This is a genomic window from Microcoleus sp. T3_B1 (assembly GCF_036700445.1).
Taxonomy (GTDB): domain Bacteria; phylum Cyanobacteriota; class Cyanobacteriia; order Cyanobacteriales; family Microcoleaceae; genus Microcoleus.
Genome location: NZ_JAUBOX010000068.1, coordinates 23,985 through 43,976 on the forward strand (window position 1 = coordinate 23,985; position 19,992 = coordinate 43,976).

The 19,992-nt window shown below is 44.8% G+C and carries 27 protein-coding genes and 1 pseudogene; 21 read left to right on the forward strand and 7 right to left on the reverse strand.

The features are described from left to right. The first annotated feature begins 283 nt into the window (after nt 1-283). From QT990_RS26880 to QT990_RS26915, 8 genes are all read left to right on the forward strand, one after another. Nucleotides 284-1,513 (forward strand): class I SAM-dependent methyltransferase, encoded by a 1,230-nt coding sequence (locus QT990_RS26880; RefSeq protein ID WP_333141698.1) that lies wholly within the window; start codon nt 284-286, stop codon nt 1,511-1,513. Nucleotides 1,514-1,646: 133 nt separating this feature from the next. Beyond that, entirely contained in the window at nt 1,647-1,895 is a 249-nt protein-coding gene (locus tag QT990_RS26885) for a hypothetical protein (RefSeq protein WP_333465955.1), read from the forward strand. Between the two features lie 154 nt (nt 1,896-2,049). Next, on the forward strand, nt 2,050-2,295 hold the full coding sequence (locus QT990_RS26890; RefSeq protein ID WP_333141692.1) for a hypothetical protein: 246 nt from the start codon (nt 2,050-2,052) through the stop codon (nt 2,293-2,295). Between the two features lie 249 nt (nt 2,296-2,544). Then, entirely contained in the window at nt 2,545-3,300 is a 756-nt protein-coding gene (locus QT990_RS26895) for a hypothetical protein (protein WP_333308404.1), read from the forward strand. 238 nt (nt 3,301-3,538) lie between these two features. Beyond that, complete coding sequence (locus tag QT990_RS26900) at nt 3,539-3,763, forward strand: DUF433 domain-containing protein (protein WP_106332354.1); 225 nt, start codon at nt 3,539-3,541, stop codon at nt 3,761-3,763. Continuing rightward, nucleotides 3,760-4,134: a DUF5615 family PIN-like protein gene (locus QT990_RS26905; protein WP_333148274.1), complete on the forward strand. Its 375-nt coding sequence runs from the start codon at nt 3,760-3,762 to the stop codon at nt 4,132-4,134. The genes QT990_RS26900 and QT990_RS26905 overlap by 4 nt, the downstream gene beginning before the upstream one ends. An 81-nt stretch (nt 4,135-4,215) precedes the next feature. Continuing rightward, on the forward strand, nt 4,216-4,581 hold the full coding sequence (locus QT990_RS26910) for a DOPA 4,5-dioxygenase family protein (RefSeq protein WP_333301270.1): 366 nt from the start codon (nt 4,216-4,218) through the stop codon (nt 4,579-4,581). 151 nt (nt 4,582-4,732) lie between these two features. Continuing rightward, nucleotides 4,733-4,927, forward strand: a complete 195-nt coding sequence (locus QT990_RS26915; RefSeq protein ID WP_333148269.1) for a type II toxin-antitoxin system HicB family antitoxin — start codon at nt 4,733-4,735, stop codon at nt 4,925-4,927. On the opposite strand, the gene QT990_RS26920 is transcribed toward QT990_RS26915, so the two are convergent. Next, on the reverse strand, nt 4,847-5,359 hold the full coding sequence (locus QT990_RS26920; RefSeq protein WP_333148268.1) for a hypothetical protein: 513 nt from the start codon (nt 5,357-5,359) through the stop codon (nt 4,847-4,849). The genes QT990_RS26915 and QT990_RS26920 overlap by 81 nt on opposite strands. A 230-nt stretch (nt 5,360-5,589) precedes the next feature. Further along, the gene (gene moaA, locus QT990_RS26925) at nt 5,590-6,579 is read right to left on the reverse strand and encodes a GTP 3',8-cyclase MoaA (RefSeq protein WP_333148266.1); all 990 of its coding nucleotides are present in this window, start codon (nt 6,577-6,579) and stop codon (nt 5,590-5,592) included. A 186-nt stretch (nt 6,580-6,765) separates the two neighbouring features. Here moaA and QT990_RS26930 point away from each other — a divergent pair, with 186 nt between their 5' ends. The 10 genes from QT990_RS26930 to QT990_RS26975 all read left to right on the forward strand — a co-directional run bounded on the left by QT990_RS26930 (nt 6,766) and on the right by QT990_RS26975 (nt 15,496). Further along, nucleotides 6,766-7,215: a nitrate reductase associated protein gene (locus QT990_RS26930; protein WP_333148264.1), complete on the forward strand. Its 450-nt coding sequence runs from the start codon at nt 6,766-6,768 to the stop codon at nt 7,213-7,215. A 135-nt stretch (nt 7,216-7,350) separates the two neighbouring features. After that, complete coding sequence (locus QT990_RS26935) at nt 7,351-8,640, forward strand: hypothetical protein (RefSeq protein WP_333465956.1); 1,290 nt, start codon at nt 7,351-7,353, stop codon at nt 8,638-8,640. 497 nt (nt 8,641-9,137) lie between these two features. After that, nucleotides 9,138-9,599, forward strand: coding sequence for an ATP synthase subunit I (locus tag QT990_RS26940; protein WP_333145058.1), 462 nt, complete (start codon nt 9,138-9,140; stop codon nt 9,597-9,599). A 55-nt stretch (nt 9,600-9,654) separates the two neighbouring features. Beyond that, a complete protein-coding gene (atpB, locus tag QT990_RS26945) occupies nt 9,655-10,413 on the forward strand; it encodes a F0F1 ATP synthase subunit A (protein WP_006631104.1) in 759 nt (252 codons plus the stop codon). Nucleotides 10,414-10,541: 128 nt separating this feature from the next. Further along, a complete protein-coding gene (gene atpE / locus QT990_RS26950) occupies nt 10,542-10,787 on the forward strand; it encodes an ATP synthase F0 subunit C (RefSeq protein ID WP_006631105.1) in 246 nt (81 codons plus the stop codon). Between the two features lie 97 nt (nt 10,788-10,884). Next, the gene (locus QT990_RS26955) at nt 10,885-11,370 is read left to right on the forward strand and encodes a F0F1 ATP synthase subunit B' (RefSeq protein ID WP_006631106.1); all 486 of its coding nucleotides are present in this window, start codon (nt 10,885-10,887) and stop codon (nt 11,368-11,370) included. 87 nt (nt 11,371-11,457) lie between these two features. Further along, entirely contained in the window at nt 11,458-11,985 is a 528-nt protein-coding gene (locus tag QT990_RS26960) for a F0F1 ATP synthase subunit B (protein WP_333145057.1), read from the forward strand. Nucleotides 11,986-11,988: 3 nt separating this feature from the next. Then, entirely contained in the window at nt 11,989-12,534 is a 546-nt protein-coding gene (atpH, locus tag QT990_RS26965; protein WP_333054532.1) for an ATP synthase F1 subunit delta, read from the forward strand. A 111-nt stretch (nt 12,535-12,645) separates the two neighbouring features. Further along, nucleotides 12,646-14,163: a F0F1 ATP synthase subunit alpha gene (gene atpA / locus QT990_RS26970; protein ID WP_333037344.1), complete on the forward strand. Its 1,518-nt coding sequence runs from the start codon at nt 12,646-12,648 to the stop codon at nt 14,161-14,163. Between the two features lie 382 nt (nt 14,164-14,545). Continuing rightward, nucleotides 14,546-15,496, forward strand: a complete 951-nt coding sequence (locus tag QT990_RS26975) for a F0F1 ATP synthase subunit gamma (protein ID WP_006631110.1) — start codon at nt 14,546-14,548, stop codon at nt 15,494-15,496. 296 nt (nt 15,497-15,792) lie between these two features. Here QT990_RS26975 and QT990_RS26980 read toward each other — a convergent pair whose 3' ends face one another. Beyond that, complete coding sequence (locus QT990_RS26980; protein ID WP_333283876.1) at nt 15,793-16,371, reverse strand: Uma2 family endonuclease; 579 nt, start codon at nt 16,369-16,371, stop codon at nt 15,793-15,795. 40 nt (nt 16,372-16,411) lie between these two features. Continuing rightward, the gene (locus tag QT990_RS26985) at nt 16,412-16,714 is read right to left on the reverse strand and encodes a DUF2442 domain-containing protein (protein ID WP_333145054.1); all 303 of its coding nucleotides are present in this window, start codon (nt 16,712-16,714) and stop codon (nt 16,412-16,414) included. Between the two features lie 63 nt (nt 16,715-16,777). Here QT990_RS26985 and QT990_RS26990 point away from each other — a divergent pair, with 63 nt between their 5' ends. Continuing rightward, complete coding sequence (locus tag QT990_RS26990; protein WP_333145053.1) at nt 16,778-17,146, forward strand: hypothetical protein; 369 nt, start codon at nt 16,778-16,780, stop codon at nt 17,144-17,146. Nucleotides 17,147-17,181: 35 nt separating this feature from the next. Here the strand turns inward: QT990_RS26990 and QT990_RS26995 are convergent, their stop codons facing one another. The 3 genes from QT990_RS26995 to QT990_RS27005 form a co-directional block, all read right to left on the reverse strand. Next, nucleotides 17,182-17,394 (reverse strand): helix-turn-helix domain-containing protein, encoded by a 213-nt coding sequence (locus QT990_RS26995; protein WP_106149042.1) that lies wholly within the window; start codon nt 17,392-17,394, stop codon nt 17,182-17,184. A gap of 146 nt (nt 17,395-17,540) precedes the next feature. Further along, nucleotides 17,541-17,753: a helix-turn-helix transcriptional regulator gene (locus QT990_RS27000; RefSeq protein WP_333145052.1), complete on the reverse strand. Its 213-nt coding sequence runs from the start codon at nt 17,751-17,753 to the stop codon at nt 17,541-17,543. Nucleotides 17,754-17,807: 54 nt separating this feature from the next. Beyond that, nucleotides 17,808-18,020: a helix-turn-helix transcriptional regulator gene (locus tag QT990_RS27005; protein ID WP_333102803.1), complete on the reverse strand. Its 213-nt coding sequence runs from the start codon at nt 18,018-18,020 to the stop codon at nt 17,808-17,810. Nucleotides 18,021-18,171: 151 nt separating this feature from the next. Here QT990_RS27005 and QT990_RS27010 point away from each other — a divergent pair, with 151 nt between their 5' ends. Together QT990_RS27010 and QT990_RS27015 are read left to right on the forward strand one after the other, a co-directional pair. Beyond that, nucleotides 18,172-18,660, forward strand: a complete 489-nt coding sequence (locus QT990_RS27010; RefSeq protein ID WP_333283878.1) for a hypothetical protein — start codon at nt 18,172-18,174, stop codon at nt 18,658-18,660. Nucleotides 18,661-19,009: 349 nt separating this feature from the next. Continuing rightward, nucleotides 19,010-19,992: pseudogene (locus QT990_RS27015) on the forward strand (hypothetical protein); the annotation flags it as partial.

The following is a 19,992-nucleotide window of genomic DNA, read 5'->3' on the forward strand; positions in this document are numbered from 1 at the left end:
CGCTTTACTCGACAGTTCAGCGGTGGGCTATTGACAGTCCTTGTTTGTTAAAAAGCCTGTCGAGATTTATTGTATAGATTTAAGAGAGCTTATATGAGAAAAAATGATAAGTTTTATTACGCAGAAGCTGTCAACCGATTTTAGATTTTAGATTTTAGATTTTAGATTGAAGAATCGACCCCACCGATAAATCCGGGGGGCGCGGATCAAATTGCTGTCGGTCAGTGGTCAGCGGTCAGTTGTCAGTCCAATCCCGAATCCCCAAGCGCAACAAATGTCACCTATGGATACTACACCCGATATCAGTGCTGCCGTGCGGCGGCTGTACGATACTTTCCCTTTCCCGCCCGATCCTTTGTCCGATGAACCGCCCCCTGGGTACAACTGGCGCTGGAGTTGGCCTGATGCTTACAATTTTTGCACTGGCCAAAAGCCGCCCAAACTCGATATTCGGATTTTAGATGCTGGCTGCGGCACTGGTTCGAGCACTGATTATCTGATTCACCTCAATCCTGAAGCTTCGGTAACGGCGATCGACCTGAGTGCGGGTGCTTTGAAGGTAGCACAAGAACGCTGTCGCCGATCGGGAGCGCGGGAAGCTGATTTTCGCCACCTCAGCTTGTACGATGCCGCCGAGTTAGAGGGCGAGTTTGATTTGATCAACTGCGTCGGCGTGCTGCACCACTTACCCGATCCGATCCGGGGCATTCAAGCGCTGGCGGCGAAGTTGGCCGAGGGTGGTTTGATGCACATTTTTGTGTATGCTGAGCTCGGACGCTGGGAAATTCAACTGATGCAAAGGGCGATCGGACTTCTCCAAGGCCCCCAAAAAGGTGACTATCCCGATGGTGTGAAAGTCGGTCGTCAAATCTTTGCTTCTTTACCAGAAAACAACCGTCTTGTCAAGTACGAGAAACAGCGTTGGGCAGGAGAAAATCAGCGGGACGAATGTTTTGCTGATATGTACGTTCACCCGCAGGAAATTGATTACAATATCGAGACTTTGTTCGAGTTAATTGACGCTTCGGGATTGGAATTTATTGGTTTCTCAAATCCGGGATATTGGCAGTTAGAAAGACTTTTGGGGAAAGCGCCGGAATTGATAGAAAGAGCTCAGGGTTTGACGGAACGGGAGCTTTATCGATTAATTGAGTTGTTGGATACGGAAATCACTCATTACGAGTTTTTCTTGGGCAAAAAGCCTGTTAATAAAATTGATTGGTCGGACGATAAGGCACTTTTGGCGGCAATTCCTGAGTTGAGTGGTTGTATGCACGGTTGGCCTAGTCAACAAGTGTTTGATTGCAACTACCAATTGCTCAATTTGTCAAGTGCGGAATTTGAGTTTTTGCAAGGTTGTGTACCCCCCCCAGACAGGGCGGGCACGGGGGCACCGCCCCTACAAGGTGGTGGGAAGACTGTTGGGGAGATTTTGGCGGATGTGGAGATGGGATTGGATGAAGTGCGATCGATCTTATCAAAACAGCTAATTTTGCTAACACCGAAATTATAGGGCTTTTTGATTATGTGAACGAACCGCGAAGACGCGAAGTGCGCGAAGGAAGAACTGTATCTCTTTCTTCGCGTCCTTCGTGCCTCGCGGTTCATTTAATCTTAAATCTGGCACCATTCTCAATTAGCCTTTTATGAACAGGCAAGATGCCTGTTCCACAAGAAAATTTATCTTTTGTGGAACGGGCATCTTGCCCGTTCTTGAGAATGGTGCAACATCTCAGTTCACTCTTACTCGTTTACTCGCTTTCGGTAAAATCCGAAATGGATTGACACAGGCCCCCGTCTGCGGCTACGCTTTGAAGTTAGAGGTTGCTTTGCTTGTAGAGGAAGTAGCCCGCGTCGCCCAAAAATCTAGTTGCACTGCCCAAAGCTGCTGGTAACAGCAATGGACAGCTAACCGCCAAACTGTACAAGGCAGTCTGGAGGCTAACGGAGTATCTTAACATCCTCTGTAGCCGCCCTGCTATGTGTTGAAATGCGGGGCGGCTGGGTTTTTGGGTTTTTCTAGAAAACCCAAAACCAGGAGAACATATTATGTCACAGGAATTCTTGCCTGACGACAACAAATTTGCACGGCCAAATGACGACTCAGCAGCAGAATCGGAACAGGATGTGGTGTGTGTAACGGTTACAGGTTCGCCCAAGGGTGTCAGGGAAACCATACTCACCTTGTACCGCCTGGGATTTGCACAAGTCGGCGATTGGAGTCAGCTACAACGTGCAGCCAATCCGAAGCAGGTGATGAGTGTGCTGATTCGCCGTCGGAAGCGCAAAGCATAGGTGTTTGCTCGTTCCCAGGCTTGAGCCTGGGAACCAGTTAATTAAGAAGACCAACAAATATCAGGCACGTTACTTTACTAAATCAGGATAAGAGCATATCTTAATTTAGAGGCTGAAACCCCTTTAAAAAAGCTAGGCGGGGAAAGGCACATTTCCCCGCCTAAGCCTTGTAACCATTGGAAAACTGATGTTGTGTTACATGAACACTTTATGTGTTATGTTAACTTTTTTGAATATTTGAGAGGCATTATGGGAGAAGCAAAACGAAGAAAAAAAGCGCGTGGTTTAGGAAAAACGTCTACTACACAACAAATCTCAACATCCTCAAACATTTTTTATAGGACTCTTCACCAAATTTCAGAAATTGAAGATGTTGAGTTTCAACAAGCTCGTGAAAATTTACCATATTTAGCGTTACTGTGGTCTGCTCTGGTTACTTTTCACGATCATATTGACAATTACACATTATTAGGAATTGTAGATTTTTGGCAAAACTACTGGGAAAAAGCAGCATATTTATTAGGTGCAATAGAACTTAGCGAGCATCGACATCTATTATGGGTAAGTAATATAAAAACCATGAGATTAATGATTTTAAAAAAGTTAGAAAAATATTTAAAAAACGATAACCAATATTTTTTAGAACATGGAACCACACCTTTTTCATCTATGGCTGAAACGACAATAGAAGTAGCACTGGCTATGTATCGTCCCACCGATTGTATTATTTACTATGGGAAAAAGTTAGCAGTTTATAAAGGGTACGATAGTATAGACTTACAAGGAGAATTAATGATAGCTGTTAAACACGTTATCGGATGCTGGAGTCTTTATCCTTTCCCACAGACATTGAGTGTTCCTTTTTCTGATTACAAACAAGCTAAATTAGCATTGAAAAATTTTCCTACATCATTGAAAGGTGAGTTAGTGCATTATCATTCTAGTAAACTTGCGAAATTATTGGGATTAACAATTAATGGTAATTACGCCTATTTAATTAAATAACGTCGATCGGACTGCCGCCAATTTTGGAGTCTTATTGGTGGAAAACCCTACTAAATTCGGCAGACATCAAAGCCTGCCTTGCTTTTGCCACAGACCATGAGAAAACTGATCTGCCCTGGCTACTTTCAACGACAGGGTTCTTTTTTTCTCACTACTTGCTCAAACCTGAAATCCTGACCTAAACAAACCAGGATTATTTACAGGTATAATTACGCTTATTAGTACAAAATATTGCTTTATGGACTACCACGACATCATCACAATTGAACCGGGAAAACGCAGTGGCAAACCATGTATTCGGGGAATGCGAATCACCGTCTACGACATCTTAGAATATCTCGCCGGTGGCATGACGGAAGCAGAAATTCTGGAAGATTTTTCAGAATTAACTTCGGCAGACATCAAAGCCTGCCTTGCTTTTGCCGCAGATCGTGAAAAAAAGTTATTTGTGGCATCCCTGTGAAACTACTGTTGGACGAAAACCTCTCAGACCGAATTCTTCAGAGAATTATCGGTTTGTATCCCGATTCTGCTCATGTCAAGACCCTAGGACTGACAAATACTGATGATGCAGAAATTTGGGAATATGCAAAGGCAAATGATTTTGTGATTGTTTCCAAAGATTCTGACTTTCATCAACGGAGTTTACTTTACGGTCATCCTCCCAAATTTATTTATCTCCGTGTTGGCAATTGCTCAACATCTAAAATTGTTCAAATTATGCGAGATGAAATCGACATCATTAGTCACTTTGGAGATAGAGAAGCAGAGAGTATACTGGTATTGTCCTACCATGAAACCAAAAAAGCAAAGACTGAGGACATATCAACTTAAGGAGTTTACAGGAGTGAATAAAATATCCAGCAAGTTAAGCTAATATAAAATTGTTTATCTCTGCTCAATAATCCACTGAAAATGATGAAAGAAGACACCCTCAAAATCGTTGGTTTTCATGGACATATTTACTTCGACGCTGATAATCGCGATGCCGCAGCGCGTGTACGAGAAGGATTGACTCAGTTTGAGGTGCAGCTTGGGCGTTGGCATGACAAACCCATTGGCCCCCACCCCCAAGCAATGTATCAAGTTGCCTTTTTACCAGACCAATTTGGCAAAGTCGTTCCCTGGTTAATGCTGAATCGTGAGGGACTCAATATTCTCGTTCACCCTGAAACAGGCGACGATGTGGCAGACCACACGAAACATTCTTTGTGGCTAGGAGAGAAACTAGAGTTGAATGTCGAATTCCTGCGACCTAGGACAGGCAATGCCAGCTTATGATCGATCCGCGCGCAAGGCGAGGGCGTTACTCCAGACTGACTTATCGCTGATAATAGATAATTAGCCGCCGATTTGAGACATGGTGCGGCTGTAATTTCCTGTATTTACTAATAATAGTTATAATATCCTTAACAAATGACTGAATAAATGTATGAAAATTAGAGCAATCATCCATCCCGCCGAAGAAGGTGGCTATTGGGCTGAAGTTCCCGCACTTCCTGGGTGCATTACCGAAGGAGATACTATGGAAGAAGTGGTGGCTAATTTAAAAGATGCGATTGAAGGTTGGCTCGATGTTGCTAATAGTCGCGTAGCCTCGATCTTTACCCCACTCTATCCAAGCTGATGCAATCTGTTTTACCCTTCCCCTTTGTTCCGGTTTAATGGGATTTTCACCTGTAATTTCATTCAATGCAGCTAACCAGTAAAGGGAATTTTTTTTCAGTTCCGATAGCAACAGCGGCACGACTTGAGAACCCATATTAATAATTTCCTGATATGCAGGATGCTGAGACATTTGAGCTGTCGAAGACATTCCCCCAACTTCACTCTGCCATTCCGTAGCAAGAGTATAAAATTTGTCAATTACCTCGATCGCAATTTCAGCATTTTGACTGCAAATATCTCGATCGGTATTTGCTGCAGGATTTTCTCGTTGCGCGATCGAGCTTTCAATGTTCATCAAGACTAATTCTTCGATGGATACATTCATCTGGGCAGCAACTTTTTGTAGCTTCAGCATCAGCCGGTCTGAAATGGCGATCGAGATGGTGTTCATCTGACTTACAAAATTGGATGATGTCTTAAGTGTACCAAATAAATTATCGATACAGAGTTGACAAAGATTGATCGCCCATTTTTTCCCAAGTATAGCAGTCGCTAAGGCGCTTTGGTCGTTGGGATCAGGAGCCGGGTAGTTGTAGGTTGGGTTGAGGAACGAAACCCAACTTGTTACCTCCAGAGAGAGTTGGGTTTCGCTTCGCTCTACCCAACCTACGAATAATTAGATTACCCGCCGATTTGAGACATGGTTCGGCTGTAATTTCCTTGAGTAGTTCCCGAATCTCGCTGCTTGAAATTAATCTCCGGTTTAATCTCTAATATCTGCTGCACTCGATCGCGCAATTCAACCGTAGACACCCCATTCCGCAAAGCAGTTTTTAAGTCAATTTGCCCCGTTTCGTTCAGCAGACAAGGCCGCAGCCACCCGTCAGCAGACAAACGCATCCGGTTGCAGCGATCGCAAAAACACTCGGACATTTGGCTGATAAAGCCTAAAGTGCCCTTCGCCCCCGGAATTTGAAACACATCCGCCGGCCCATTTCCGCGCACTCCCGACTCGGCTAACCCGTATTTGTCGCTAATTTGTTGCCGCAATTCTGCCGAAGCTACCCAACCTTTATCGCCAAATAAATCCCCATTGCCGATCGGCATAAACTCAATAAATCGAACGTGCCAATTCCGGTTAATAGTTAATGCAGCCAAATCCAATATTTCGCTGTCATTCACACCGGGAATTACCACAACATTCAGTTTCAGCGGGTCGAATCCTGCTTGATAAGCCGCTTGAATTCCCTCCCAAACCTGCGTCCATCGCGATCGTCCCCGACTGCCTATTATTTTATCAAAAGTCTCCGGTTCCAAGGAATCCAAACTAATATTAATCCGGCGCAAACCAGCATTGTAGAGATTTTCCGCCATTCCCGCCAGCAAAAAGCCATTAGTTGTCATTGACAAATCTCGCGTTTCCGGCATTGAGGCGATCGACCTCACCAATTCCACCACCCCAGGCCGCAGCAGCGGTTCCCCACCCGTCAAGCGAAACTTAGTAAATCCCACGGGTATAAAAACTTCCCGCAGCAGAGTTAGCAATTCCGAGTGAGTTAACAACTGCTGCTGCAATACATAGTCCAACTCGCTACCTTCCGGCATACAGTAGAGACAGCGGAAGTTGCAGCGGTCTATCAAGCTAATCCGAAGGTAGTCTACGGTATCCATGTCAATAGTTTGTAATATTATTTAATTATAAATGCTGACTCGATTTTCTGCAATTATTGATAGAGAGCAATAAACCTGCATCAATTTCTTTTCACCTTCCCCCCCCTCTCTTACTCTGCGCCCTCTGCGCCCTCTGCGGTTAATAAAAAAAATCTCATTCACAACTAAAATAAACTTGCTAACTATATGTTTTTTGAATTTGAAGCTGATTTTGTGGAAGCTTTGCGCTGTATCCCCATGCAGGTACGTCTCAAGTTAGATACTTGCGGCATTAAATTAAAGTTGCAGGATTGGAATCATTTTAACCAAGCAGAACGTCAAATGCTTGTAGAGAAACCTTGCTTGACAGAAGCAGAAATTATCGATTACCGAGAAAAGCTAAATCAAATATTAATTCAACAGACAGGCAAACCGGGAACTGATTTGGCGGTTGATGAAAATCCTCCGTGGATGGATGCTGCAACTGTACCGGAGTCTGTTTCTGCAAAAGCGCAAGAGCTCGGCGTGACAATTACTTTGCCACAGTGGGCGAGTTTGCAGCCACTACAGCGATTTGCTTTGATTAAGCTTAGTCGATCGAGCCACGAGAATAAAAACTTTCTCCCCGCTGTTCGAGAGTTTCAACTTATTGAATAAGTATATGGTAAAAAGTTTGTAGCCAGGGCGAGCAATCGCTGAATGTAGGTTGTTGGTTGGGAACGATTTATTTACCATATCCCCTCATTTTCAGCGGAAATAGAACTCCTAAGTACCATTTACTTTCAAGACACCATGTCTAACAATCCTCAGTTTTTTAGTCCACTGCCCTACTGGGCTTTCAACAATCCATCAGCAGGAAGTGCCATCAGCCCATTTAGCCCAGTTAGGTTCACTTACTTTTATTTGGAAGACTTTGAAGACGGCGCTTTAAATACACCGGGTGTTACTGTTCCTGAGTTTGCCACAACAAATATTGCAACAACCTTCAGCGACTCGGTGGACGGCGATGACGGTGTTATTGATGGTCAGGCCAGAGGAAACAGCAGCAGCTTATTCTCGAATTTGAGGACTAGCAGCTTTACCTTCAACTTTTCCGCTAATGCACTTGGGGGTCAATTACCAACCCATGCTGGAATTGTCTGGACGGATATTGGCAGGAATGGTGGCGGCACACCCCTGTCTGGCGACCTGTTAAATAACACGTTATTTGAGGCGTTTGGGCCATCGGGAGAATCTCTGGGGGTTATCGGTCCCTTTTCGCTGGGTGATGAGAGTATTTCGCGTACAACCTCAGAAGATAGATTCTTAGGAGTGGTCAATCAAAACGGGATCTCATCAATTCGATTGTCCATGCCCGGTAAAAATAACTGGGAAGTCGATCATCTTCAATATGGTTTCACACCTGGAACCATTTCTCCTTCCCCCTTGGGCCCCAATGGCCTCTTCTTCAACCTCTCAACCAATGCCGATAACTTTACCATCGATCCAGCTCTAGTCGGCAATCTATTGGTTCAAGGTTTAGATGGTAACGACTTGATCCAAGGCTCGCCATCGGTCGATCGGGTAAATGGCAATGCCGGCAACGATACTATACTAGGAGGCGACGGCAACGATACCCTCTGGGGCGGTCGCGATAACGATCGCATCGATGGCAACGCCGGCAATGACATTCTCGCTGGAAACCTCGGAAATGATACGCTCTCTGGCGGTTCGGGTGACGACCTCATACGTGGCGGACAAAACAACGATGTGCTCAATGGAGGAGAAGGTAACGACCAATTGGTAGGTGACTTAGGTAGAGATATTCTGACAGGTGAAGCTGGAAACGATCTGTTTGTACTGCGGGTGAATGCAGCGGCCTCCAATGTATCTGAAGCCGATGTTATGGCGGATTTTACGGCGGGTCAAGATGCGATCGCCCTCACCAACGGACTTGCATTTGCAGGAATTGCCTTAGATGCTTCGGGTAGCAATACAGCGATTCGGATTGTTGCTACCGGACAAATTTTAGGGGTTGTTACCGGAGTCCAACCTGCTGCTCTAAGCGCAGCCAATTTTACCACGTTGAATGGGGACTTTTAACTGTTATCAGTTATAGCAATCCTCAAGCTGAATGCGGTGAAGTAGTTTTCTGAAGACGACTGCAAGAAGACTAAAAATTATAGGATTTCAGTCGGTTTTTAACCGACTTGTGCTATGAGACAGGGAATTAATTCCCTGTCGGTCTTCTGGACAATCCGACAGCCCGACAATCCGACAGCCCGACAATCCGACAGCCCGACAGTCCGACAGGGGGTTGCAAACCCCTGTCTCATAGTGAAAGTCGTCGGTCGCCGACTAAAAATGATGATGCGTTCAGTCGGTTCTGCCTGGTAACGCAGATAGGCGAGAAGAGCCTCCAATTTACCCTTCGCCACGCGAGGCAGAGCAAGAGTGACATCGGTTCCCAGGCTCTTCCTAGAAACCAGTAAAGTAAAAAATATGATTAATTTTATTTTAAGTATTGTTACCGCCGCGTGGTATGATTTTTCTGAGTTTGCAAAGCACTCGCCTGCTACCTGCATTAGTTTCTGAGCTTCGTGAACACGCAAAACACACCCACCGAACCCACACCAGCAACCGAGGATATTCCTCAAGCTGGCACAGTCTCGACAGTCTCGACAGTCTCGTCCGAGACAACGAATCCCATGCAAGACTTTTATCGCCTCCAACAAGAGTTGTTGGCGTACACCCTTGCTTTTACGGCGATTATTTTTATCTCCGTTTGGATTTTTTACTCGCTCAATATTGCCCTGAATTATTTGCTTGGGGCGAGCACAGGTGTGGTTTACTTAAAGATGTTGGCTAGAGACGTTGAACGAATCGGCAGCCAAAATCAGCGCATCAGCAAGACAAGGCTCGGTGTGTTTTTAGCGGTGATGATAGTAGGAACACAGTGGAATCAGCTACAGATTTTACCGATATTTTTGGGATTTCTGACTTACAAAGCTGCGCTGTTGGTTTACGTGATCCGAAGTGCATTAGCACTAGACTACAGGTAAGTCAGGCAATTCGAGCAAAACTCAACTCATCGATTTGTATGGGGAAGCCCGTTGAATGGCAATGCTTGACGTTCTAAACACCTTTAATCGTTTCCCCCTCGCCGAATTGGAAGTTGGCCAGCAGTTGTACTGGCAACTCGGCAATCTGAAAGTGCACGGGCAGGTTTTTCTAACCTCGTGGTTTGTAATTGCCGTTTTAGTCGTAGTTTCGATTTTAGGAACCAGCAAAATCCAGCGAATTCCCAGCGGAATGCAAAATTTTATGGAGTATGCGCTGGAATTTATTCGGGACTTGGCTAAAAACCAAATTGGGGAAAAAGAATATCGCCCTTGGGTACCGTTTATTGGTACATTATTTCTGTTCATCTTTGTGTCAAACTGGTCTGGTGCTCTAATTCCTTGGAAGCTGATTAAGCTGCCATCAGGCGAATTGGGAGCTCCTACCGCTGACATCAACACGACGGTAGCATTTGCACTGCTGACTTCTCTAGCATATTTTTATGCAGGTCTCAGCAAAAGCGGCTTGGGGTATTTCGCCCACTATGTTGAACCGGTGCCTTTCATGTTGCCGTTCAAAATCATAGAAGATTTCACTAAGCCTCTGTCCCTAAGTTTCCGTTTGTTTGGCAACATTCTTGCGGACGAATTGGTGGTCGGAGTGCTAGTCTTGCTAGTGCCTTTATTTGTTCCTCTGCCAGTGATGGTTCTGGGACTATTTACGAGTGCAATTCAAGCTTTGATTTTTGCTACCTTAGCCGCCGCCTACATTGGTGAAGCTCTAGAAGGCGGTCACGGCGAAGAACACCACGATTAACTAACGATAAACGGCGAAGAATGAAGGAGGAAAAAGAAAAATTCTGAACTCAAACTTCCTCCCGTAAAATCGGACAATTCTCTAGACTATCTGTTCTCAATTTTGTACTTTAGATAAGGAAAATCATCATGAACCCAACAGTTGCTGCCGCTTCCGTAATTGCCGCCGCTTTGGCAGTAGGTTTAGCTGCAATCGGCCCTGGCATCGGTCAAGGTAATGCAGCAGGTCAGGCTGTAGAAGGGATTGCCCGTCAGCCGGAAGCAGAAGGTAAAATTCGCGGCACCTTGCTGTTGAGTTTGGCGTTCATGGAAGCGCTCACAATTTACGGTTTGGTCGTAGCCCTAGTGCTGCTGTTTGCCAACCCCTTCGCATAATAATTTGAAATTTTAGATTTGAGGTTTTGGCGATTCTAATCCAAAATCTCAAATCTAAAATCGATTAAGCGAATTAGATGGAAGCCGTCAAAAAATCATGATGCACTGGACAGTATTACTAGCAGTTGAAGAAGCGGCTAAGGAAGGGGGACTGTTTGATATAGATGCTACGCTGCCTCTGATGGCGGTGCAGTTTTTAATTCTAGTCGCAGTCTTGAATGTAATTTTTTACAAGCCGCTCAGCAAGTCAATTGACGATCGCGCCGATTACATTCGCAACACTCAAGTCTCCGCCCAAGAACGCTTGGCAAAAGCTCAGCAACTAGCGCAGCAGTACGAGCAAAAACTGGGAGAAACTCGCAAACAGTCTCAATCAGTAATTGCTGCTGCTCAAGCTGATGCCCAAAAAATTGGGGCAGCAAAAGTAGCTGAGGCTCAACAAGAAGCTCAAGTCGCGCGAGAAAAGGCTGGGCAAGAAATAGAGCAGCAAAAGCAAGAAGCAATGCGCTCACTAGAACAACAAGTAGACGCGCTCAGCGGCCAAATTCTCGAAAAGCTATTAGGGCAGTCGCTGGCCAAATAGCGAGACAGAAGAGTTTTAGATTTTTGAGGGAATCTCAAATCTAAAATCGCTTCACCCAATCTGCACGCGCAATTATGGAAGAGTATCATGGGGACTGTTTTATTGCTAGCCACAGAAGCTAGCGGCGAAGGTGGTTTCGGTTTAAATTTCGATATTTTAGAAACCAACCTGATTAACCTGGTCATTATTATTGCAGTGCTGTTTTATTTCGGGCGCGGATTTGTAGGTAAAATCCTGACAGAGAGGCGTTCGGCCATCCAAGAGGCGATTCAAGAAGCAGAAAAACGCCAAAAAGATGCAGCAGCAGCTCTAGCAGAGCAACAGCAAAAACTGACTCAAGCGCAAGCAGAAGCGGAACGAATTCGTGCCGCTGCTGAAGAAACTGCCAAGAAAGCAAAAGAAACAATTCTAGCTCAGGCAGCGCAAGACGTTGAACGCATGAGAGCAACAGCAGGTCAAGAGTTGGAAGCGGAGCGGGAAAGAGCGATCGCCCAACTGCGATCGGCGGTTGTATCTCTGGCATTAGCAAAGGTGGAAAGCCAGCTAAAAACTAGCTTGGACGACGGCGCTCAACACCAATTAATCGATCGCAGCATTGCGTTACTGGGAGGCTAAAACGTGAGTACAGTCAGCACAGAAGTCTTACAGCCTTACGCATCTGCCTTGATGTCACTGGCTCAGTCCAACAATCTCTCAGAGAAGTTCGGCGAAGATATTCGTTCCTTGCTGAGCCTGCTAGAAGGTTCGGAAGACTTGCGTCAATTTTTAGCCAATCCGCTGGTAAAACCGGATGCTAAAAAAGCCGTAATTGGGCAAATAGCGGGTGAAGAAATGAGCCCCTTGATGCACAGCTTTCTGAAGCTATTAGTAGACAAAGGAAGAATTCTTTTTTTAGAAGGGATTGGCAAACAATACTTGGCAAGGCTCCGAGAACTAAACCAAACAGTATTGGCTGAAGTTACATCGGCAGTCCCGCTTTCAGACGCTCAACAGCAGACTGTTCGCGAGAAAGTGCAGGCGATGACCAGCGCTAGAAGCGTAGAAATTGAAACCAAAATAGACGCAGATTTAATCGGCGGTGTGGTAATCAAAGTAGGCTCTCAAGTAATTGATGCCAGCCTGCGGGGACAATTGCGCCGTCTAGGAATTCGCTTGAATTCCTGAGAGTTAATAGCTGATGACTATTAGCTAATTTAATTAGCAGTTAACGGTTGGTAGTTTTGAACAACTGATAACTGACAACTGACAACAAACAACTGACAAAAAACAACTGACATGGCAGCAATCAGACCTGACGAAATTAGCAGCATTATTCGCCAGCAAATTGAGCAGTACGACCAAGACGTAAAAGTCTCTAACGTCGGTACTGTTCTGCAAGTAGGCGACGGCATTGCTCGGATTTATGGCTTGGATAAAGCTATGTCTGGGGAATTGCTAGAATTTGCCGACGGCACCGTGGGCATTGCACTGAACCTCGAACAAGATAACGTGGGTGCAGTGTTGATGGGCCAAGGCCTCGGCATTCAAGAAGGTTCGGCAGTTACTGCTACTGGCAGAATTGCTGAAGTCCCCGTGGGTGAAGCAATGTTGGGACGGGTAGTTGATGCTTTGGCCCGTCCGATTGACGGCAAAGGAGAAATTAAAACTACTGAATCTCGCTTGATTGAATCTCCGGCACCGGGGATTGTTTCTCGCCGTTCAGTTTACGAACCCATGCAAACAGGAATTACCGCTATTGATGCGATGATTCCGGTGGGAAGAGGACAGCGGGAACTGATTATCGGTGACAGACAAACCGGTAAAACTGCGATCGCGATCGACACGATTATTAACCAAAAATCGGAAAACGTGATCTGCGTTTACGTAGCGATCGGTCAAAAAGCTTCTACAGTAGCTAACATCGTCAACGTCCTGCAAGAAAAGGGCGCGATGGACTACACGATCGTAGTAGCAGCCAACGCTAGCGACCCCGCAACACTGCAATACTTGGCTCCCTACACAGGTGCTAGCTTAGCCGAGTATTTCATGTACAAAGGCAAGCACACTTTGGTCATTTACGATGACCTTTCCAAACAAGCACAAGCTTACCGCCAAATGTCTCTGTTGCTGCGCCGTCCTCCCGGTCGCGAAGCTTATCCCGGAGACGTGTTTTACCTGCACTCTCGCTTGCTAGAACGCGCTGCTAAATTGAGCGACGATTTGGGCGAAGGCAGCATGACTGCTTTGCCAATTATCGAAACCCAAGCTGGTGACGTTTCTGCTTACATTCCGACGAACGTAATTTCGATTACCGACGGTCAAATCTTCCTTTCTTCTGACTTGTTTAACGCTGGTTTGCGTCCGGCAGTAAACCCCGGTATTTCGGTATCGCGGGTAGGTTCGGCGGCTCAAACTAAGGCGATGAAAAAAGTAGCCGGTAAGGTGAAATTGGAATTGGCGCAGTTTGAAGAACTGGCAGCATTTTCTCAGTTTGCTTCTGACTTGGATAAAGCTACTCAAAATCAATTGTCGCGCGGTCAGCGCTTGCGGGAACTGTTGAAACAGCCGCAAAGTTCGCCTCTGCCGATGAACGAACAAGTGGCTGTAATCTATGCCGGTATTAACGGCTATATGGATGACATTCCAGTGGAAAAAGTCAGCAAGTTTACTGTTGGTTTGCGCGACTATTTGCGGACTAGCAAGCCGAAGTACGGCGAAATTGTTCAAGGCGGAAAGGCTTTGACTGATGAAGCTGAGAAGCTGCTGAAAGAAGGCATCACTGAATACAAGCAAAGTTTCTTGGTTTCTGCGTAATTAGTCATTAGTCATTAGTGATTAGCGGGTGAAATTGTTAGGGACACGGCTCTTGGAGTGTCCCTAGATTAAGGACACGGCATTGCCCATTGGTGTCAAAAAACACGTTAAGCCCGCAGTCCGACAGGGGTTAAAACCCCTGTCTCAAAGCAAAAGTCCTCTGAAGAGGACTGAAGAAATTATTAGTCCTCTTCAGAGGACTTTCGCTATTAGACAGGGACTTCAGTCCCTGGCGGGATTTCGGCTTAAGTTGACACGAATGGGCAGTGCCGTGTCCCTACGGTGGGTTAAAAAATGCCGTTTCTCGATCGCGCACAAGCTTAAAAATTGATGACTAGGAACTAAGAACTCAGAATAAAAGCTAAGAAAAAAGGAGAAAGTTATGGCAAATCTGAAAACTATTCGCGATCGCATTAAGTCGGTCAAGAACACTAAAAAGATTACAGAAGCAATGCGCTTGGTGGCCGCTGCAAAGGTGCGCCGCGCTCAAGAACAGGTGACTGCTACTCGGCCTTTTGCCGATCGACTGGCAGAGGTATTGTACGGTTTGGCGGAACGCTTGCAGTTTGAAAACCTGGATTTGCCGCTGCTGAAAAAACGCGAAGTGCGATCTGTGGGACTGTTGGTAGTTTCGGGCGATCGGGGTTTGTGCGGCGGCTACAACAGCAACATCATCAGATACGCCGAAAATCGCGCTAAGGAAATCAAAGCTGAAGGCTTAGACTACAAATACGTGTTGGTAGGACGCAAAGCTACTCAGTATTTCCAGCGCCGCGAACAGCCGATTGATGCTACTTACGCTAACTTAGAACAAATTCCCACAGCACCGGAAGCGGCACAAATTGCTGACGAATTGCTTTCGTTGTTCCTGTCGGGAACTGTGGACAGAGTTGAGCTAATTTACACCAAGTTTGTGTCGCTAATTAGTTCGCGTCCGGTAATTCAAACTTTGCTGCCCCTCGACCCCCAAGGTTTGGAAACTCCCGATGATGAAATCTTCCGCTTGACATCGCAAGGCGGACAGTTTCAAGTATCGCGCGAGAAGGTTGCTTCACCTACGAAGAGCTTGCCCAGAGACATGATTTTCGAGCAAGATCCGGCGCAAATTCTGGAGGCTCTTTTGCCCTTGTATTTGAACAACCAATTGCTGCGGGCTTTGCAAGAGTCTGCTGCTAGCGAGTTGGCAGCGCGGATGACGGCGATGAATAATGCTAGTGAGAATGCTAGCGATTTGATCGGTAGTTTGACGCTGACTTATAACAAGGCGCGGCAAGCGGCAATTACTCAGGAAATCCTGGAAGTTTGCGGCGGTGCTGAGGCTTTGAACGGTTAGGTTAGGGTTGACAATTTGTTAATTTTATGGTATGCGTCTGGGGGAACTCAGGCGCTTTTTTTTAGTAAAAATACAAAAAAATTCGACGATCTAAACTTACCTTGAGATATCCCACATTCCGCACGGAGACTGTCACAATCGGTTTTTTCGGGAGTTGGATCGAAAATTAAGTTTTTTTTTTATACAAAGATACCGATCACTCGTGGCAACGATCGGCAGTTTCAGGCGATCGAATAACCAAAATTCGTAGTGTGCCAGTTGGGGGTGCGGAATGTGGGATGTATGGTGGCAATAATTTACCTGTTCATTAGTTGAGAAATATGGATGGTAAGATCGGGAAAAGCAAGGGGTTCAATGGTGCCCGTTCGGAAAGTATTTCGCTGCTGGTAAAAATCGCCTTCCGGGAAGCGAAACACAATTAATTGTCGATCGCGCAGGTTAACAACCCAATATTCTTGAATTTCGGCTGCTGCATAAATCTTGCTTTTTTCCTCTAAGTCTTTAGTCAAACTGGAATCAGCATATTCAATCAGCCAAAAAATGTTTTCTGGATATGGGTGATGTTCCAGATAGATATCGTTGAGAGGTTGAACGACGGCAATATCGGGTTCTGGTTCTGAGTTATTTGGCAGAGTAATCGGTCTGGCTTCGCGAATTTGGGCTCTCGTAGATAATGCGACTCGCAATCGGTTGGCAAATCGATCGCTAAAATAAGTATGCGCCGTTCCTTCGGGTACCATTTCGACTATTACTCCATTTAGTAATTCGACTTTGCGATCGTTTAAAATGCCGGCTTCGATCATTTTATGGTAGTGATCTATTGTCCATTTTGCTGTAGTTAATGTCATCGCGATCGCTCCTTGCTTATATCTCACTATGACTTTTTGCTGAATTAACTTATTTTAGGCGATATACTCAGGTTCTATCGGATTTTTTACGTTCTTCTAACCACCGCTGAAATGACTTCTTACTTTCTCCAGATGGTTTACCGAGAATAATATTTTTGATGCTAATGTCTTCGTCAATATCAGGCCAGTGGATTCCATCATTTCCACCAATAAATCGCCAATTATTGCGTTCCTTTGGTGTGCTATGCAATAGCCTAGGATACCAAGCTAAAGGAACAGAAATAGTACGACCATCGGATAGATCGACTGTTAGCGCGTCGTCTGTAACAACTACGTTTTGTGCTTGGGGGATTTCTAGCAACTCAACCATTAAAAAAGTTATTATTTCAGGATATGTGGCAAGATTACCAAGATTAAAGGAAAGGGAGGAAAAATGGCCAAAAAAATCTGGATTGTCTACAAAACCGAAAGCATGAGTGCTCCCGGCTGGGAACAACGTCAGCTTATGCCGAGGGGCGGTCTCACTAATATACTTTGGGAAAATTGGACTTGGGAAGAAAACCCAGAAATTCCTCAAGTAGGGGACAAAACCCGCGATTATGAAAATTTATCTGACCCCGGTAATGGAGTCACCCACGGGAAAGATGGAGATTGGGTAGTTACTCGCGTTCAGCAGTTTTCTGCTTCTGATACTGAGGAGCGAATTGTGGTGTGTTACTGTTCTTACCAACCTGTTACATCGGATTGGGAAGCGCTACAACAAAGCGTGTCTGTCAATCAGATGCTAGCAACTGTCGAGTAATATTGACTGGATAATTAGTTCGTAAAAGCGATCGCTCACTCCTGCACAATTTCCACCAAGTCTTCAATCATCACATCAAAGGTTCGGGCCAATTTGTGTATGGAAATGAAGTCAATGGTGGACACTCCCGGACAGCGGGCGTAGTGTCTGACGGTGCTGTAAATTACTCCCGATCGCTCTGAAACTTCTTTCAGCGTCCAACCTTTCTCAGCAGCGAATTCTCTGACTTTTAGCCTGACTAAACCCATACTTGACAAATGATGGTGTACCATCATAGGATAGTTTTATCCCAAAAAGCGATCGCCCCAAGGTCTGCACAACTGACGGTCGATCGCCGATTCAAATCCCTTGAAAAAGGATTTATCTATGATATTAGCCTGGTTTCAGCCAAAAGCTACTCTTTGACGACCTCAACCAAATCTTCCACCATCACGTCCAAAGTACGTGCCAACTTCAGCAGACAAGTAAAATCAACCATTGCCATTCCCGGAGAACGTGAATAGGTGGTGAGTCTGCTGTAAATGACTCCCGATCGCTCAGACACCTCTTTGATCGTCCAGCCCTTCTCAGCAGCAAATTCTTTAACCCGCAATCTAATTAAACCCATTGACAAAAAACTAGATTTACTCTGGGATAAAATTTTATCGTAAAGAGTGATCGCTCACTCCTGCACAATCTCATACAAATCTTCGATCAACACATCAAAAGTCCTCGCCAACTTGTGCAAGGCTGTCACGTCAACTGTTGCTAATCCGGGCGATCGGGCATAGGTTCTCAGCGTGCTGTAGACTACGCCCGATCGCTCTGAAACCTCTTTGATCGTCCAGCCTTTCTCAGCAGCAAACTCTCGAACCCGCAATCTAATTAAACCCATAACCTCTTGACAGATGATTGATATAAGTCATACAATTATACTGTAAAAAGCGATCGCCCCTAGGCCTGGAAAACTCAAGGACGATCGCCTATCAAAGTTCAAATCCCATCAACTGGGATTTATTAACCATCTGAAATTCCCATCAAGTGGGATGTACCAACCATTGAAAATTCCCATCAAGTGGGATGTACCAACTATGTTAGCAAGCTTTCGACCAAAATCAACCCCCAGACACAGATTGAGCCGGTTTGTGACGAAAGAGGCGATCGCGCGGCTGCTGAAAATCAAGGTAGAACAAATATATCGCTTCGAGTGCTGGGCGCATATCCTGTACGTGCACGCTAAAGGGATGAGTCGGTTTGTGAGTTATGCCGACTTTCCGCCAGTTTTGGGAGTGGAATCGCCCTCTGGTTTAGATTTTGGTTATTGGAAGCGCCGGATAGCGAGTCAGAAAGAGAGACACGCGCCGGATTTTTGGGTGGATTTCTATGCGGATAGATTTCAGAAAGCTGTTTGTGTTTCTGAATTGTTGGAGTGGGGAAATTTGGTGGGGGTGATTAAATTGATGTTAAGTGCGATCGCCCTGGAGTCGCTGCGAAAGGTTTATGCACAAGAGAAATCTTTGCTGGAACATTTCTAAATGCTGTCTGAACTCTTGTCCCCCCCTTGTTAAGGGGGCTAGGGGCGATCGCGCTCCCTTAGCCCAATTCTTAGCCCAAGTCAGAAACGCAGGCAATGAGGGGGCGAAGGTTCGGCTATTCTTTGAATTGGCAGAGAAATTTTGCGATCGCGTTGGTGAAGGATAGCAAGAAGGCGGTTCTAGGACTTATCACAGAAGTCAGAAGGCAAATTCAATAATTGCATTTTACTTATGACTCCAAAACCGCTATAATCTCTTAAGAATATGTTTTTTCACTAAGATGGTTGTGTTTTGACTGTCTTGCGAGCGCCAATATAATTATCAATTTCCCAAAAAACGATTAGACCTTATGCCCAATAGTCCCATTCAAAAAATTCTTTTCGGAAGCCCCGGAACAGGCAAAAGTTATAGAGTTGAAAATATAATAATTCCTGATGAGTTGAAGATAACTGACCAATCAAATATTATTCCAACTGTGTTTCACCCAGAATACACCTATGGTGATTTCATGGGTAAACTGATGCCATTAACTGACGATAGTGGCAAGGTTGAGTATAAATACTACTCAGGACATTTTTTAAAAGCACTAGCTAAAGCATACAAAAATATAATAATAAGCTGTATTAAGTATGAAAAGGATAAAAAAGAAGTAACAGAAGAATACAAGCAAGAAATCGGAAAAACCCGTCAAGAAGATTTCTCTATCGAAGAAAGGTCTACTCTAAAACAAAAACATAGTAAGATAATCAAACAACCCGAAAATGTTGTTTTGGTCATTGATGAAATTAATAGAGGTAACTCAGCAGCAATTTTTGGTACTGTATTTCAACTTCTTGATAGAAACAAAAACGGTTGGTCACAATATCCAATAACAATTTCAGATTTAGAAAAAACTGGATTGTTGCAAGCAATAAGCTTTAAACAATATTTTCTTTCTAAAGACAAGGGATACTCATTTGAGTATGATGGAGATTCTTGTAAAGAGGAAACTTACAATAAATATCTTGACTATATTTTCAGCGATTTAAGCGAAGAAAAAAGGGTTAGACTTCAAGAATGCAAAATTAAATTGCCCCCAAATCTATCATTCTTGGCTACCATGAATACGTCTGATAACTCAATCTATTTCATGGATAGTGCCTTTAAACGTCGTTGGGATTGGGAGTTTGTAAATATTGAGGATGACAACCAAAGAAACGTAGTGTCCAGCAAAAGAGTAAAACTTTACAACAATGATACTTGTGCATGGAATGATTGTAAGGATTCAGGTCTGAAATTCGGGAATGAGGTCAGGCATAGGAAAGTAGTCACAAGAATGGGCAGAAAGAGCCT